The organism is uncultured Amnibacterium sp. (assembly GCF_964245895.1).
In the GTDB taxonomy this organism is placed as follows: Bacteria; Actinomycetota; Actinomycetes; order Actinomycetales; family Microbacteriaceae; genus Amnibacterium.
On sequence record NZ_CAXTOQ010000025.1, the window covers coordinates 1 to 12,831 of the forward strand.

Annotated in this window: 13 protein-coding genes and 1 tRNA gene; 8 read left to right on the plus strand and 6 right to left on the minus strand. The window is 72.3% G+C overall.

Translation table 11 applies throughout. The features are described from left to right. Nucleotides 1-862: thiamine pyrophosphate-dependent enzyme (locus tag ACFE60_RS05690; protein WP_375387878.1), on the plus strand; the 862-nt coding region annotated here is incomplete at its 5' end. Between the two features lie 50 nt (nucleotides 863-912). On the opposite strand, the gene ACFE60_RS05695 is transcribed toward ACFE60_RS05690, so the two are convergent. Continuing rightward, nucleotides 913-2,148 (minus strand): isochorismate synthase MenF, encoded by a 1,236-nt coding sequence (locus tag ACFE60_RS05695; protein WP_375387879.1) that lies wholly within the window; start codon nucleotides 2,146-2,148, stop codon nucleotides 913-915. Between the two features lie 41 nt (nucleotides 2,149-2,189). On the opposite strand from ACFE60_RS05695, the gene ACFE60_RS05700 reads away from it, so the two are divergent. From ACFE60_RS05700 to ACFE60_RS05710, 3 genes are read left to right on the plus strand one after another with little or no spacing between them, the layout of a single operon-like run. Beyond that, on the plus strand, nucleotides 2,190-2,915 hold the full coding sequence (locus tag ACFE60_RS05700) for a demethylmenaquinone methyltransferase (protein ID WP_375387880.1): 726 nt from the start codon (nucleotides 2,190-2,192) through the stop codon (nucleotides 2,913-2,915). Further along, the gene (locus ACFE60_RS05705) at nucleotides 2,912-3,964 is read left to right on the plus strand and encodes a polyprenyl synthetase family protein (protein WP_375387881.1); all 1,053 of its coding nucleotides are present in this window, start codon (nucleotides 2,912-2,914) and stop codon (nucleotides 3,962-3,964) included. The genes ACFE60_RS05700 and ACFE60_RS05705 overlap by 4 nt, the downstream gene beginning before the upstream one ends. 50 nt (nucleotides 3,965-4,014) lie before the next feature. After that, on the plus strand, nucleotides 4,015-5,373 hold the full coding sequence (locus ACFE60_RS05710) for an FAD-dependent oxidoreductase (RefSeq protein ID WP_375387882.1): 1,359 nt from the start codon (nucleotides 4,015-4,017) through the stop codon (nucleotides 5,371-5,373). Nucleotides 5,374-5,491: 118 nt separating this feature from the next. On the opposite strand, the gene ACFE60_RS05715 is transcribed toward ACFE60_RS05710, so the two are convergent. Together ACFE60_RS05715 and ACFE60_RS05720 are read right to left on the minus strand one after the other, a co-directional pair. Continuing rightward, nucleotides 5,492-5,734, minus strand: a complete 243-nt coding sequence (locus tag ACFE60_RS05715) for a hypothetical protein (RefSeq protein ID WP_375387883.1) — start codon at nucleotides 5,732-5,734, stop codon at nucleotides 5,492-5,494. Nucleotides 5,735-5,791: 57 nt separating this feature from the next. Further along, nucleotides 5,792-6,613 carry a serine protein kinase RIO gene (locus ACFE60_RS05720; protein WP_375387884.1) on the minus strand — a complete coding sequence of 274 codons (822 nt, stop codon included), beginning with the start codon at nucleotides 6,611-6,613 and terminating at the stop codon, nucleotides 5,792-5,794. A 167-nt stretch (nucleotides 6,614-6,780) separates the two neighbouring features. On the opposite strand from ACFE60_RS05720, the gene ACFE60_RS05725 reads away from it, so the two are divergent. Continuing rightward, nucleotides 6,781-7,485, plus strand: coding sequence for a hypothetical protein (locus ACFE60_RS05725; protein ID WP_375387885.1), 705 nt, complete (start codon nucleotides 6,781-6,783; stop codon nucleotides 7,483-7,485). A 377-nt stretch (nucleotides 7,486-7,862) separates the two neighbouring features. Here the strand turns inward: ACFE60_RS05725 and ACFE60_RS05730 are convergent, their stop codons facing one another. The 3 genes from ACFE60_RS05730 to ACFE60_RS05740 form a co-directional block, all read right to left on the minus strand. Then, nucleotides 7,863-8,324: an NUDIX hydrolase gene (locus ACFE60_RS05730; protein ID WP_375387886.1), complete on the minus strand. Its 462-nt coding sequence runs from the start codon at nucleotides 8,322-8,324 to the stop codon at nucleotides 7,863-7,865. A gap of 19 nt (nucleotides 8,325-8,343) precedes the next feature. Then, nucleotides 8,344-9,804, minus strand: a complete 1,461-nt coding sequence (gene cls, locus ACFE60_RS05735; RefSeq protein WP_375387887.1) for a cardiolipin synthase — start codon at nucleotides 9,802-9,804, stop codon at nucleotides 8,344-8,346. A 205-nt stretch (nucleotides 9,805-10,009) separates the two neighbouring features. Further along, on the minus strand, nucleotides 10,010-10,498 hold the full coding sequence (locus ACFE60_RS05740; protein WP_375387888.1) for a YajQ family cyclic di-GMP-binding protein: 489 nt from the start codon (nucleotides 10,496-10,498) through the stop codon (nucleotides 10,010-10,012). Nucleotides 10,499-10,526: 28 nt separating this feature from the next. On the opposite strand from ACFE60_RS05740, the gene ACFE60_RS05745 reads away from it, so the two are divergent. The 3 genes from ACFE60_RS05745 to ACFE60_RS05755 all read left to right on the plus strand — a co-directional run bounded on the left by ACFE60_RS05745 (nucleotide 10,527) and on the right by ACFE60_RS05755 (nucleotide 12,772). Then, a complete protein-coding gene (locus ACFE60_RS05745; protein WP_375387889.1) occupies nucleotides 10,527-11,351 on the plus strand; it encodes a class I SAM-dependent methyltransferase in 825 nt (274 codons plus the stop codon). 169 nt (nucleotides 11,352-11,520) lie between these two features. Next, nucleotides 11,521-11,602: transfer RNA gene (locus ACFE60_RS05750), tRNA-Tyr, on the plus strand. Between the two features lie 483 nt (nucleotides 11,603-12,085). Further along, nucleotides 12,086-12,772: a hypothetical protein gene (locus ACFE60_RS05755; protein WP_375387890.1), complete on the plus strand. Its 687-nt coding sequence runs from the start codon at nucleotides 12,086-12,088 to the stop codon at nucleotides 12,770-12,772. The last annotated feature ends 59 nt before the right edge of the window (nucleotides 12,773-12,831 follow it).

A 12,831-nucleotide genomic window follows, 5' to 3' on the forward strand; every position in this document is an offset into this window, starting at 1 on the left:
AGAGCGCGCCGTCGTCTTCGGGCACCCCACGCTGTCGCGGCAGGTGCCGCGGCTGCTCTCGAGGACCGAGGTCGACACCGTGCTCGTCGGACCGCCGGGCGGCGAGTGGTTCGATCCGACCGGTGGGCGCGCGGCGCGCACGGGCGCGGTCTCCGCCTCCGGCCCGCATCCGGACCGCGGGTGGGCGGGCCGCTGGGTGACGACGTCGCGCGGGCTGCTGGAGGCGACGGACGACCTCCCGTACGCCGGGCGACCCGGCGAACCCGGTGCGAAGGAGCTGCGCGAGCACCAGCGAGCCGAGCTGGCGGCCCTGCGCGCCCCGATCACGCGCCGGGTGCTCGTGGACGCGATCTGGCGCGCGACCTGGCCGCACGACCGGCTCGTGGTCGCCGCCAGCAGGCTGATCCGGGAGATGGACTCGGCGGTCCCGGGCAAGCGCATCCGGGTCGTCGCGAACCGCGGGCTGGCCGGCATCGACGGCACGATCTCGACCGCGCTGGGTGTCGCGCTCGGGCTGGAGGAGGCGGAGCGCGCGGGCACGACGAGGGTCCTGGTCGGCGACCTCGCGTTCCTCCACGACGCCGGTGCGCTGCTGCGAGCGCCGGGGGAGGCGGCGCCGCGGGTGCAGGTCGTGGTCGGCGACGACGGCGGCGGGACGCTGTTCGACTCCCTCGAGGTGGCCGGCACCGCCGACGCGGCCGACTTCGAACGGGTGCTCCGCACGCCCCGCTCCGTCGACATCGCCGCGCTCGCGGCCGCCTACGGCTGGCAGCACCAGCGCGTGGAGACCCGCGGCGACCTCGACCGGGTGCTCACCGCGCCGGCCGCCGGCCTGAGCCTCGTCGAGGTCCCCCTCCGCTGATCCCCTTCGTTTCGTAGGTCTGCTGGACCTGCAGAACGAGACCGGCGGACCTACCGGACGAAGGGGGTGCGGACGGGGGCGAGGGCCTCCTGGATCGGGCGGAACTTCCAGCCCGTCTCCTCCAGCTCCTGGTGGGCGTCGGAGGCGGCGACCACGCCCGCGCCGGCGTACGCCCGCACCCGGTCGGGGCCCTCGATCTCGGCGGAGCGCAGCGCGATCGCCCACTCGCCGTCGCCGGCGGCGTCGATCCAGCCGACCGGACCGGCGTACCGGCGCCGGTCGAACGGCTCGAGCGCCGCGATCGCCGTCAGCGCCGCGTCCCGGGGCGCTCCGGCGACCGCCGCCGTCGGGTGCAGCAGCGCGACGAGGTCGAGCGCGCCGACCTCGGGCAGCACCCGTGCGGTGGCATCCGTCGCGAGGTGCCACACGTTCGGCAGGCCGAGCGCGAACGGCCGCCCGATCGTCAGGTCGTCGACCGTCGTGCCGAGCGCGAGCAGCAGGCTGTCGACCGCCAGCGCGTGCTCGAACCGGTTCTTCGGGGAGGTCAGCAGCGCGTCCCGGTTCGCGTCGTCCGTCGCGGCGTCGTCGCCGCGCGGGGCGGTGCCGGCGAGCACCCGCGACGTCGCGAGGCCGCCCGTGACGGTGGCGAGCGTCTCCGGGCTGGCGCCGAACACGCCGTCCAGCGCGAACACCCAGGCACCGCGGTACCGGTCGGCGAGCACCGCGAGGGCGGCGCCGAGGTCGAATCCCGGCGCCTCGATCACGAGGTCCCTGGCGAGGACGACCTTCTCCAGGCCGCCCGCCGCGATCCGGTCGACCGCCTCCCTCACGGCGTGCTCGTAGGCGGCGGGGGCGAAGCGCGCGTCGGGTGCCGGAACGGGCGCCGCCGTCGCGGGGATCGGATCGCCGAGCTGCGGCACCTCGATGCGGTACGCGGAGCCCGCGCGCTCGATCAGCACGACCCGGGGCAGCAGCAGCAGGCTCGTCGCGGCGGAGTCGTCCGCGAACGCGAAGGCGCCGAAGGCGACCGGGACGGCGCCCGGCACCGTCGTGTCGATCCGCGCCCGAGCGGCGAGCGCGCGCCACGCGGCGGCTGCGGCCCGCACGCGGTCCGGACCCCCGAACCCCAGCCGGGCTGCCGTCCCGAAGCCGGTCAGCGCGTCGTCGCCGTGCCGCCAGACGGCGACCGGCGCACCGAGCTCGGTCGCCGCGGCTTCCGCTGCGGCCGTCGGATCGACGATCCGCCTGATCGTGACGGGGAATGGCGCCCCCGCTCCCTCCGTCACCCGCTCAGCGTACGCGGGCGGCTCGACTACGCTTGCGCTCCGTGTCCGCGGCCGATCTGAGCAAGACGCCCGCCGACGTCGCAGCGATGTTCGACCAGGCCTCGCGCCGGTACGACCTCATGAACACGCTGCTGTCGGGCGGCAACGCGCAGCTGTGGCGCGCCGCGACCGTCCGCGCCGTCGCGCCGCGCGCCGGGGAGCGGATCCTCGACCTCGCCGCCGGCACCGGCACGTCCAGCGAGGCGCTCGCCCGCACGGGCGCCCGCGTCGTCGCCGCCGACTTCTCGAAGGGCATGCTCGCGGTCGGCCGGGAGCGCCACGCGGAGGACCAGCGCATCGAGTTCGTCTTCGCGGACGCCCAGGCGCTGCCGTTCGGCGACGACGAGTTCGACGGCGTCACGATCTCGTTCGGCCTGCGGAACGTCGCCGACCCGCACCGCGCCCTGGCCGAGATGTTCCGGGTGACGAAGCCGGGCGGCCGCATCGTCGTCTGCGAGTTCTCGAAGCCGACCGTCGCGCCGTTCCGGGCCGCGTACTTCGCCTACCTGGACCACGTGATGCCGACGGTGTCGCGCATCGCCTCCTCCAACGCCCCCGCGTACGGCTACCTCGGCGACTCCATCAAGGAGTGGGCGGACCAGACGACGCTCGCCTCCTGGCTGCGGGAAGCGGGGTACCGGCAGGTCCGCTACCGCAACCTGACCGGCGGCATCGTCGCCCTGCACCGCGGGATCAAGCCGTCCGCCGGCGTGTGGGCCAGCGAGTGACGGCCGACGGGGCCGGACGCAGCGCCTCCCTCCGGGCGCAGCTGAGCTTCACCGAGCGCCTGTTCGCGTCCCGCGAGGACCGGGCCGTCGCGGCGCGGATCGACGAGGGGCTCGAGCTGGTCGAGGCCGGCATCCTCGAGCAGGTCGCGTTCCACGACCGGGTCGCCGACGTCCGGTCCCGCTACCTGCTCGCCGCCGGAGGCAAGCGGGTGCGGCCCGTGCTCACCCTGCTGACCGCCCAGCTCGGCGACGGCGTGACCGCCGACGTCGTCACCGCGGCGCAGGCCGTCGAGATCCTGCACGTCGGCTCGCTGTACCACGACGACGTGATGGACGAGGCGGCCGAGCGCCGCGGCGTCCCCTCCGCGCAGCAGGTGTGGGGCAACTCGGTCGCGATCCTCACCGGCGACCTGCTGTTCGCGCGCGCCAGCAAGCTGATCGCCGGCATCCGCAGCGACGACGGCGTGCTCGCGCAGGCGGAGGTGTTCGAGCGGCTCGTGCTCGGGCAGCTGCACGAGACCGTCGGCCCGCAGCCCGACCAGGACCCCGTCGACCACTACCTGCAGGTGCTCGAGGACAAGACCGGCGCGCTGATCGCGGCCGCTGCGGAGTGGGGCGCGTCCTACTCCCACGCGCCTCGGGAGTACCGGGCGCCCCTCGCGACGTTCGGCCGCCGCATCGGCGTCGCGTTCCAGCTGATCGACGACGTCATCGACCTCGCGCCCGAGGAGGCGGACACCGGCAAGGTCGCGGGCACCGACCTGCGGGCCGGGGTGCCGACGCTGCCGCCGCTCCTCCTCCGCAGGTCCGCCGAGACCGAGCCGGCCGACCGCGCGCTCGTCGAGCGCATCGAGTCGGTCGGCGCGGACGACGCGGCGCTCGCGGAGGCGGTCGCGGAGCTGCGCGCGCACCCGGCGACCGAGCTGACCCGCACCGAGGCGCACGCCTGGGCGGCTTCCGCGAAGGGCGCGCTGGACGTGCTGCCCCCGAGCACGGTGAAGCGGGCGCTGCTGCGGTTCGCCGACCTGCTCGTCGACCGCTCCAACTGACATCCGCATGGCCGGCCGGCGCAGCGCGCCCCCGGCTCGAAGGAGGACGAATGACCACGCTCCGACTCGCGATCGTGGGCGCCGGCCCCGCCGGGATCTACGCCGCCGACATCGCGAAGAAGGCCGAGCGCGGGTTCGACGTCTCGATCGACCTGTTCGAGCGCCTCCCCGCCCCCTACGGGCTCGTCCGCTACGGCGTCGCGCCCGACCACCCCCGCATCAAGGGCATCATCGGCGCGCTGCGCGAGGTGCTCGACGGCGGCGCGGTGCGGCTGTTCGGCAACGTCGAGTTCGGCACCGACATCACGCTGACGGACCTGCAGCAGCACTACCACGCGGTGATCTTCGCCACCGGCGCGATCCGCGACGCCTCCCTCGACATCCCCGGCATCGACCTGCCCGGCTCCTACGGGGCCGCCGACGTCGTGTCCTGGTACGACGGCCACCCGGACGTGGCGCGGGAGTGGCCGCTCGACGCCCGCGAGGTCGCGGTGATCGGCAACGGCAACGTCGCGCTCGACGTCGCCCGGATCCTCGTCAAGCACACCGACGACCTGATGCCCACCGAGATCCCCGCGAACGTGGAGGCCGGGCTGCGCTCCTCCCCGGTGTCCGACGTGCACGTGTTCGGCCGGCGCGGCCCCGCGAACGTGAAGTTCACGCCGCTCGAGCTGCGCGAGCTGGGCGAGGTCCGGGACGTCGACGTGGTCGTGCGGGACGAGGACTTCGACTACGACGACCAGGCGCGCACCGCGATCGCCGCCAACAAGCAGGTCATGGTGATGGACCGCATCCTGCAGGGCTGGCGGCGGCGCGACGCCGGGGAGGCGAGCCGGAGGCTGCACCTGCACTGGTGGGCGAAGCCGGTCGAGATCGTGGGCGACGGCCGCGTGGAGGCGATCCGCTGGGAGCGCACGGAGCCGGACGGGCTCGGCGGCGCGCGCGGCACGGGCGAGTTCCGCGAGCAGCCCGTGCAGGCCGTGTACCGCGCGGTCGGCTACTTCGGCTCGCCGCTGACCGGCGTCCCCTTCGACGAGCGCCGCGGCGTGATCCCGAACCACGAGGGGCAGGTGCAGGATGACGACGGCGCCCTGGTCAACGGCGTGTACGCCACCGGCTGGATCAAGCGCGGCCCCGTCGGCCTGATCGGGCACACCAAGTCCGACGCGATGGAGACCGTCGAGCACGTGCTGACCGACCAGGGCACCTGGTGGGACCCGGCGCATCCGGAGGAGAGGGCGGTGGACGAGCTGCTCGCCTCCCGCGGCGTGCGCTGGACGACCGTCGAGGGGTGGCACCTGCTGGACCGGCACGAGCTGGCGCTCGGGGAGGCCGCAGGCCGCACCCGCGTCAAGGTGGTGCCCCGCGACGAGATGCTCGAGGCGTCCCTGGGCGCCTCCGCCCGCTGATGTTCGCGGATCCGGATTCCTCTCGCGGATCCGGATCCAGCGCGCGACACGCCGTGTCCGGATGCGCCGGAGGCGGCGTGTCGGCCCGTCGATCCGGATCCGCGAGCGATCAGCGCGGTCAGAGGGCGGCGGTGTCCGAGGTGTCCGCGACGCGCGCCGCCCGCCGGTAGCGGAGGGTGCCGTCGGGGCCCTCCCCGATCAGCGTCCAGGTGCCGGGGAAGTCGACGTGCGGGTTCTCCAGGACCTCCGGGGTGCCGGGAACGCCCGAGTCGACCGACACGTCGTGCACCTGCGGTGCCGGCGGTCGTTCGTCCAGGACGTCCTCGGGCACGAACTCGACCCTGAGCGTGCGTGCAGCCATGACCGGACGCTAGAGCCGCGGCGCTGGAGGCGGGCTGCTGGACCGCTGTGAGCCGGATCACCACGCCTCCGCGATCACGTCGCCGAACACCGCCTCCGCGTCGCGGTCGACGCCGCGGCTCGCGAACCAGGTGCAGACGTTGACGACGTCCCGGTGCAGCAGATCGGGCCCCAGCGGGTTCGCGATCAGGTCGACGATCTGCGGCAGGTCGATCACGACCACCCGCCCCTCGTGCAGCAGCAGGTTGTAGGCGGAGAGGTCGCCGTGCGCGAACCCGCCGCGCGCGAAGCCGCGCAGGATCTCGACGACCTGCTCGAAGGCGTCGGCGAGGTCGTCGCCGCGCAACCGGGTCTGGGCCAGCCGCGGCGCCGCGGTGCGCCCGGAGCCGATGAACTCCATCAGCAGCTCCGTGCCGTCGATCTGCACCGGGTACGGCACCGGCAGCCCGGTCGTCCACGCGCGGCGCAGCGCGGCGAACTCGCTCGCGGCCCAGTGCCCGGCCGCGACCTGCCGCCCGTAGGAGGACTTGCGCTCCACCGCGCGGCTGTCGCGCGTGCTCCGCATCCGCCGCCCCTCCTCGTACGCGCCCGACCGGTGGAAGTCGCGGTGGTCCGTGCCGCGGTACCGCTTCGCCGCGAGCCGGCAGCCCGCCTCGCCCGGCACGGCGCGCTCGATCAGGAACACGTCCGCCTCCTTGCCGGTCTTCACGACGCCCAGCTCGGTGTCGAAGGCGGCGGAGGAGGTCACGAGCCAGTCCGGCCAGGGGCGCGGACCCCGATCGGTGGGGATGACGGACGGCCAGGTGGACCAGCGCTGGCCATCGCCGGGTTCCTCGTCGGGCAGCTGCCCGACGAGGCGGAAGACGTCGTCGTACGACATGGGTGGGGCTCCGGAGGGACGGGAGGCCGCACCCGGGATTCAGCGGGCGGCCTCGCAGGGGAGGGGATCTGGGCGCGCGGCATCGACGGCCATGGCGACTCCTCCCTCCGCACTCGGAACGGCCGACACGCTAGTCGCGTCGGCCGCGCCGCGCGAGACTTCCCCGCATGCAGATCTCGGGCCACGTGACGGAGGACACCCCGGATCCCCACGACCACGTGCGCGAGCGCGTCGGCTCCCTGGGCATCGCGGCGGCAGGCCTGGTGCCGCAGCGGCACCTCGAGGATCGCGGCGTCGAGGGCATCAGCGAGTCGCGGCACCAGGACGCCGACGGGCCGGAGGTGCTGGAGGAGGTCACCCTCTCGCGCTCCTACGTGCTGTGGCGCGACCCCGACGACCGATCGAGTCCGCGCAACCTCGCTCAGCTGGACGACGCGCTGCGCGCCGCCCTCGACCGCCCGCAGGAGCGGCCGCTGCCGAAGTGGCTGCTCGACGCGCGGGAGCGCCTGCGGTACCCGCACCTGTGGGAGGCCGTGCACACCTCCTGGACCGCGCCGGGCACGGACCCGCAGACCGTGGAGGACCGGGTCGCCGGCCATGCCGAGAACGTGCTGCTGAACCGGTTCCGCCGCGAGCTCGGGCTCGGCGACGACGACCTGATGGCCGAGGTCGTCGTGCCGCGGAACGCGCTGCAGCCGCACGAGGTCGTCGTCGACGGCGTGCCGCGACCAGGGCTGCTGCTCGACACCGACCCGTTCGTGCTCGCCGTCGGGGTCGCGCTCGACGACGGCCGGGTCGTGACCGTCGTGGTCCCGCGGGACGAGCTGCCCCTCGTGCGGCTGGAGCTCGCCTCGGACCTGCCGCTCGGCTAGGGCTTGAGGCCGGCCTCGCGCGGTGTCCCCGCCGCGTCGCGCGGTACCCCGACTGCCGCGCGGTGGGTCGACCTACCGCGCGAAGGTCGGGACCACCGCGCGACGGGTCCCCGAAGCCGTCGACGGCCCGGGTGCCCTCGCCTCCGAGCGCCTCTGCGGCTCGTGGTCCGACGCGGAGGCTCGTCGGGGGCGCTGGCGGTGTCGGTGCGATGCCTGTCGCGCGGTAGGTGTGGCGTCGCGCGGTGCGCATGCGTACCGCGCGACGCCACGGCTACCGCGCAAGGGGACACGACTACCGCGCGTCGCCGAAGGTACCGCGTGAGGAATCGACCGCGCCGCGAGCGGGCCGGACCCCCGACCAACCTGCGGTCCGACCACTAGCCCGCCAGCGCCGCCGCCACCAGGTCCGCGAGGTGCTCCGGGAACACCGTGTCCCCGGTCGTGCGCAGCTCGTCGAGGGTCCACCACCTGGCCTCGCCGAGCACCCGCTGCTCCAGCGGCGTCCAGCCGGCGGAGGTCGCCTCGAACGCCTCGACCCGGGCCACGAAGTAGAGCTCGCGCTGCTCGATCAGCCGCCCGTCGAACCGGAACACGGAGGAGCGGCGCGCGACCGGCCCGACCAGATCGGCGACCTCGTGCCCGGTCTCCTCGAACGCCTCCCGCACCGCTGCCGCCCTGGCGTCCTCGCCGGGCTCCAGGCCGCCGCCGGGCGTGAGCCACCAGTGCCCCGCCTCCGGTGCCTCCGGATCGTGCCCGCGGATCAGCAGGACGCGGCCGTCGGGGTCGAGCAGCAGCGTGCGCGCGGCGTTGCGGACGATGGGCCGCGGCGGGGTCTTCATCCGAGCACGGTACGGCGGTCTACTGCAGCGCGGCGGTCAGCCGGGCGACGTTGTCCAGGACCGCCGTGCGGAGGGGGCGCGCCTGCCACTCGTCGAGGGTCAGCCGCCGGCTCGCGCGCCGGTACCCCTCCTCGATCTGCCGGAGGTCGTTCACGAACGCGCGGCCGCGCACCATCATCGACACCTCGAGGTTCAGCGTGAACGACCGCATGTCGAGGTTGCTCGACCCGAGGACCGCGACCTCGTCGTCGATCGTGAAGTGCTTCGCGTGCAGGATCGTCGGCTTCCGGTACAGCCAGATCACGACCCCGGCCTTCAGCAGGGTCTCGTAGTAGCTGCGCTGGGCGTGGAAGACCACCGCCTGGTCGCCGATCTCGCTGACGAACAGCTCGACCTCCACCCCGCGCTGCGCGGCGGTCGTCACCGCGTACAGCATCGAGTCGTCCGGCACGAAGTAGGGGCTGACGAGCACGATCCGGCGCTGCGCCGCGTAGATCAGTCCGTTGAACAGCCGCAGGTTGTTCTCGCCCTCGAACCCGGGCCCGCTCGGCACCACCTGGCAGTCGAGGTCCTCGTCGCCGACCGGCGCGACGGTCTGGCGCGCCTCCCGCTCCAGCACGACGTTCGTCTCCGTGTACCAGTCGGTGAGGAACACCGTGTTCAGCTCGGCCACCACGGGACCCTCGACGCGGACCATCAGGTCCTTCCACCGCAGCCCGCGGCGGCGGTTCGTCCAGCGGTCGTAGGTGCGGTCGATCATGTTCTGCGAGCCCATGAACCCGACTTGGCCGTCGACCACGAGGACCTTGCGGTGGTTGCGCAGGTCCGGGCGCTGGTACCGGCCGCGCCAGGGCTGCACCGGCAGCAGCAGGTGCCACTCCGCGCCCATGCGCTTCAGCCGGCGGATCGTGCGGCGGTAGCCGCGAACCCGGAGGGAGGCGATGTGGTCCAGCAGCACCCGGACGGTCACGCCCCGGCGCACCGCGTCGTCCAGCGCGTCGAAGAACGGCGCGGTCGTCGTGTCGAGGGACAGGATGTAGAACTCGACGTGCACGAAGGTCCGCGCCGAGCGCACCGCCTCCGTCATCTCGTGGATGGAGCGGTCGTACTCGCCGAACAGGCGGGCGGTGTTGCCGCCCAGCAGCGGCATCGCGCCCAGCCGCCGGTTCAGCGCGGCGAGGGAGGCGAACCACTGCGGCCACGTCGGCTGCTCGGTGGCGAGCTCGATGCCCTCCGTCGCCTCCATCACGTAGCGGTTGATCTGCGTCTGCTTCAGGCGCCTGCGCCTGGGCAGCCTGGTGCTGCCGAACAGCAGGAAGGCGATCACGCCCGCGTACGGAATGAAGAAGATGGCGAGCAGCCACGCGGTCGCGGTCGCGGGGCGGCGGTTCTTCGGCACGAAGATCACGGCGAGCACGCGGATGGTGACGTCCAGCGCGACGACCACGTAGGGGAGCGCCAGCGACAGACCGGCCTCCATGCCCCGGATCCTAGGGGCGGGCCCGCTCCGCGCTCTCGCCCGAGAAGTGGGGCCGCCCCGTGCGTTCCAGCAGGAAGACCGGAGCACTTGAGCAGGAAGAACGCTCTTCAGCAGGAAGAACTCGGCAGATTCTTCCTGCCGTTGAGGATTCTTCCTGCTCAAGTGCTCCGGTCGTCGGAGGCCTGTCCTGCTGAAGCGCTCGGCGCTACCGGAAGTTGACGAACTGCAGGTCGAGGTCCAGGTCGGCGCCCCGCAGCAGCGCGATCGTCGCCTGCAGGTCGTCGCGGCTCTTCGACTGCACGCGCACCTCGTCGCCCTGGATCTGTGCCTTGACGGTCTTCGGCGCCTCGTCGCGGATCAGCCTCGTGACCTTCTTGGCGTTGTCGCTGTCGATCCCGTTCTTCAGCCTCGCCTCGATGCGGTACTCCTTGCCGGAGGGGAACGGCTCGCCCGCGTCGAGCGCCTTCAGCGAGATGCCGCGCTTGATCAGCTTCGACTCGAGCACGTCGAGCACCGCCTTCACGCGCTCCTCGCTGGACGCCTTGAGCAGGAACTCGGAGCCCTTCAGCTCGACGGAGGCGCCGACGCCCTTGAAGTCGTAGCGCTGCTCGATCTCCTTGCGGGTCTGGTTGAAGGCGTTGTCCGCCTCCATCTCGTCCACCTTGCTGACGACGTCGAACGAGCTATCGGCCATGGGATCAGGAGTGTAGGAGGCTGGCGCCATGGACGACTGGATCGAGCTGAACCGGGCGAACTGGGACGAGCGGGCCGTGCCGCACGCCGCGTCGCCGGACTACGCGGTCGAGCGCTTCGTGGAGGACCCGGAGTTCCTGTCCGACGTGGTCCGATTCGACCTGCCGCGGCTGCCGGACCTGCGGGGGAGGCGCGGCGTGCACCTGCAGTGCCACATCGGCACGGACACCCTGTCGCTCGCGCGGCTCGGGGCGCGGATGACCGGGCTCGACTTCTCGGCGGAGGCGCTCGCGCAGGCGCGGTCGCTCGCCGCCCGCGCGGGCGCGGAGGTGACCTACGTGCAGGCGACGGTCGACGACGCGACGTCAGTGCTCGAGCCGGGTGCGTTCGATCTCGTCTTCACCGGCATCGGCGCGCTCTGCTGGCTGCCCGACATCGCCGCGTGGGCGCGCACCGTCGCGGCGCTGCTGCGGCCGAGCGGCGAGCTGTTCCTGCGCGAGGGGCACCCGATGCTGTGGTCGATCGACGAGACGCAGGGCGAGGCGCTCGTCGTGGCGTACCCCTACTTCGAGACCGCCGAGCCGACCGTGTTCGACGAGCCCGGCACCTACGTCGCGTCCGAGCACGAGTTCCAGCACACCCGCAGCGCGTCGTGGAACCACGGCCTCGGCGAGATCGTGACGGCCCTGCTCGGCGCGGGCATGCGGCTGACGATGCTGGAGGAGCACCGCAGCGTGCCGTGGGAGGCGCTGTGGGGCCGGATGGTGCGCACGGACCTGGACGAGTGGCGGCTCGCCGTGCGCACCGAGCTGGTGCCCCTCACCTACACGCTGCGGGCGGTCAAGGAGGCGTAGCCGCGCGGTCGCTTCCCGCGGTCCTGATCGCGCTGCGCGTCGCGGACGGGACCGCGGAGGTCACGGTTGCGACGCGGCCGCGGGCGCCCGGTTCCGCCGGCGGTTCCCGGCCGGGTATCCTGCTTCCCGCGCCTCGGGCCAGCCTGCACAGGGCTGGCCCGAGCAGCCAGGCGGGTTACCCAAGCGGCCAAAGGGATCTGACTGTAAATCAGACTGCTTCGCATTCGGGGGTTCGAATCCCTCACCCGCCACGGCGCAGCGCAGGCCCGTAGTTCTAAGGAACTGCGGGCCTTCCGTCTGTCCGCACGCCCCCGCACCTCCGGTCGAGCGCCGCGGTGGCTCGCGGGTGGCCAGCGCCGCATCAAGGGAGCCGTTCTGGAACGACCGTGCCAGCGCCCTGAGGGTGGCAACAGTCCGCCCTAGCGATGTCGGTCGTGGCCGCCACGCGTGACCGCGCCGCGTCGCAGGCTGGCACAAGACGGCCTCGATCGTCGTATCCCCGTTCGGAGAGCTATCGAAGTTTTCAGCGTCCGCCTCCGTCGCGAACCTGCTGTAACGAGTTTCGATCGGCCGAATCGGTTCAACGCGTGCCTGTTGCATCGCAATCCTCTCGACCGACACGACCCGGCAGTGCCTCGACGACGATAGATTGGGTTCCGACTCGCGGCATAGACGGATATCGCGGGCTGCTGCTACCTTTCCCGCACCCCACCAGCACCCACTGGAGCAGCGTCATGCGGCGGACAATCGCCCTTTTCAGTGCAGCCTGCCTTGCTGCGAATCTCGCCGTCGGTGTCGTCGCCACGGCGCAATCGGCTCAGGCCGCGGACTCATTCGTGTCCGCCCGCACACTGTTGAATCGTTTGAAGGTCGTGGCCGAGTACGAGAAAGAAATCAACACGGAGCTGTTCGACTACGGCGATGACTACGACGCTGATCATGACGGATGCAGCACCCGCAAGGAGGTCCTCCTCCGTGATGCAATCTCCATCTACCTCGTCACACCGTCTTGCAGGATCGAGGGGAAATGGAAGTCGCTGTACAACAACCTTGTGTCCACCAACCCTCACGACTTCGAGATCAATCGACAGGTCTCCATCAACGAAGCTTGGAGATCGTGCGCGAGCAAGTGGACGCACCGCCGGGGCGTCGCATTCAACAACGACATCGACTACAAGTGGTCGCTACAGCTCGCGAGCTACCTCAACGGTCCTGGCCGAGGAAATCGAGATCCTGCCAACTGGCTACCAGCGAAGAATCACTGCACTTACGTCAAGGGGTGGGTCGGCGTCAAAGCGCGTTGGGGGCTTAGTGTCGACTCCGCAGAGAAAGCCGTGTTGCTGAGGGAACTCAGCAAGTGCAAGTCGCTGCTCGTCGAGAAGCCGGGTCTACCGGACCTCGATCACCTCATCAACCAGTAGCGGTCGCGTATTGGTGCAGATAACGTCTCCCGAGAACGAGGCGATGGCTCGGTACTGAA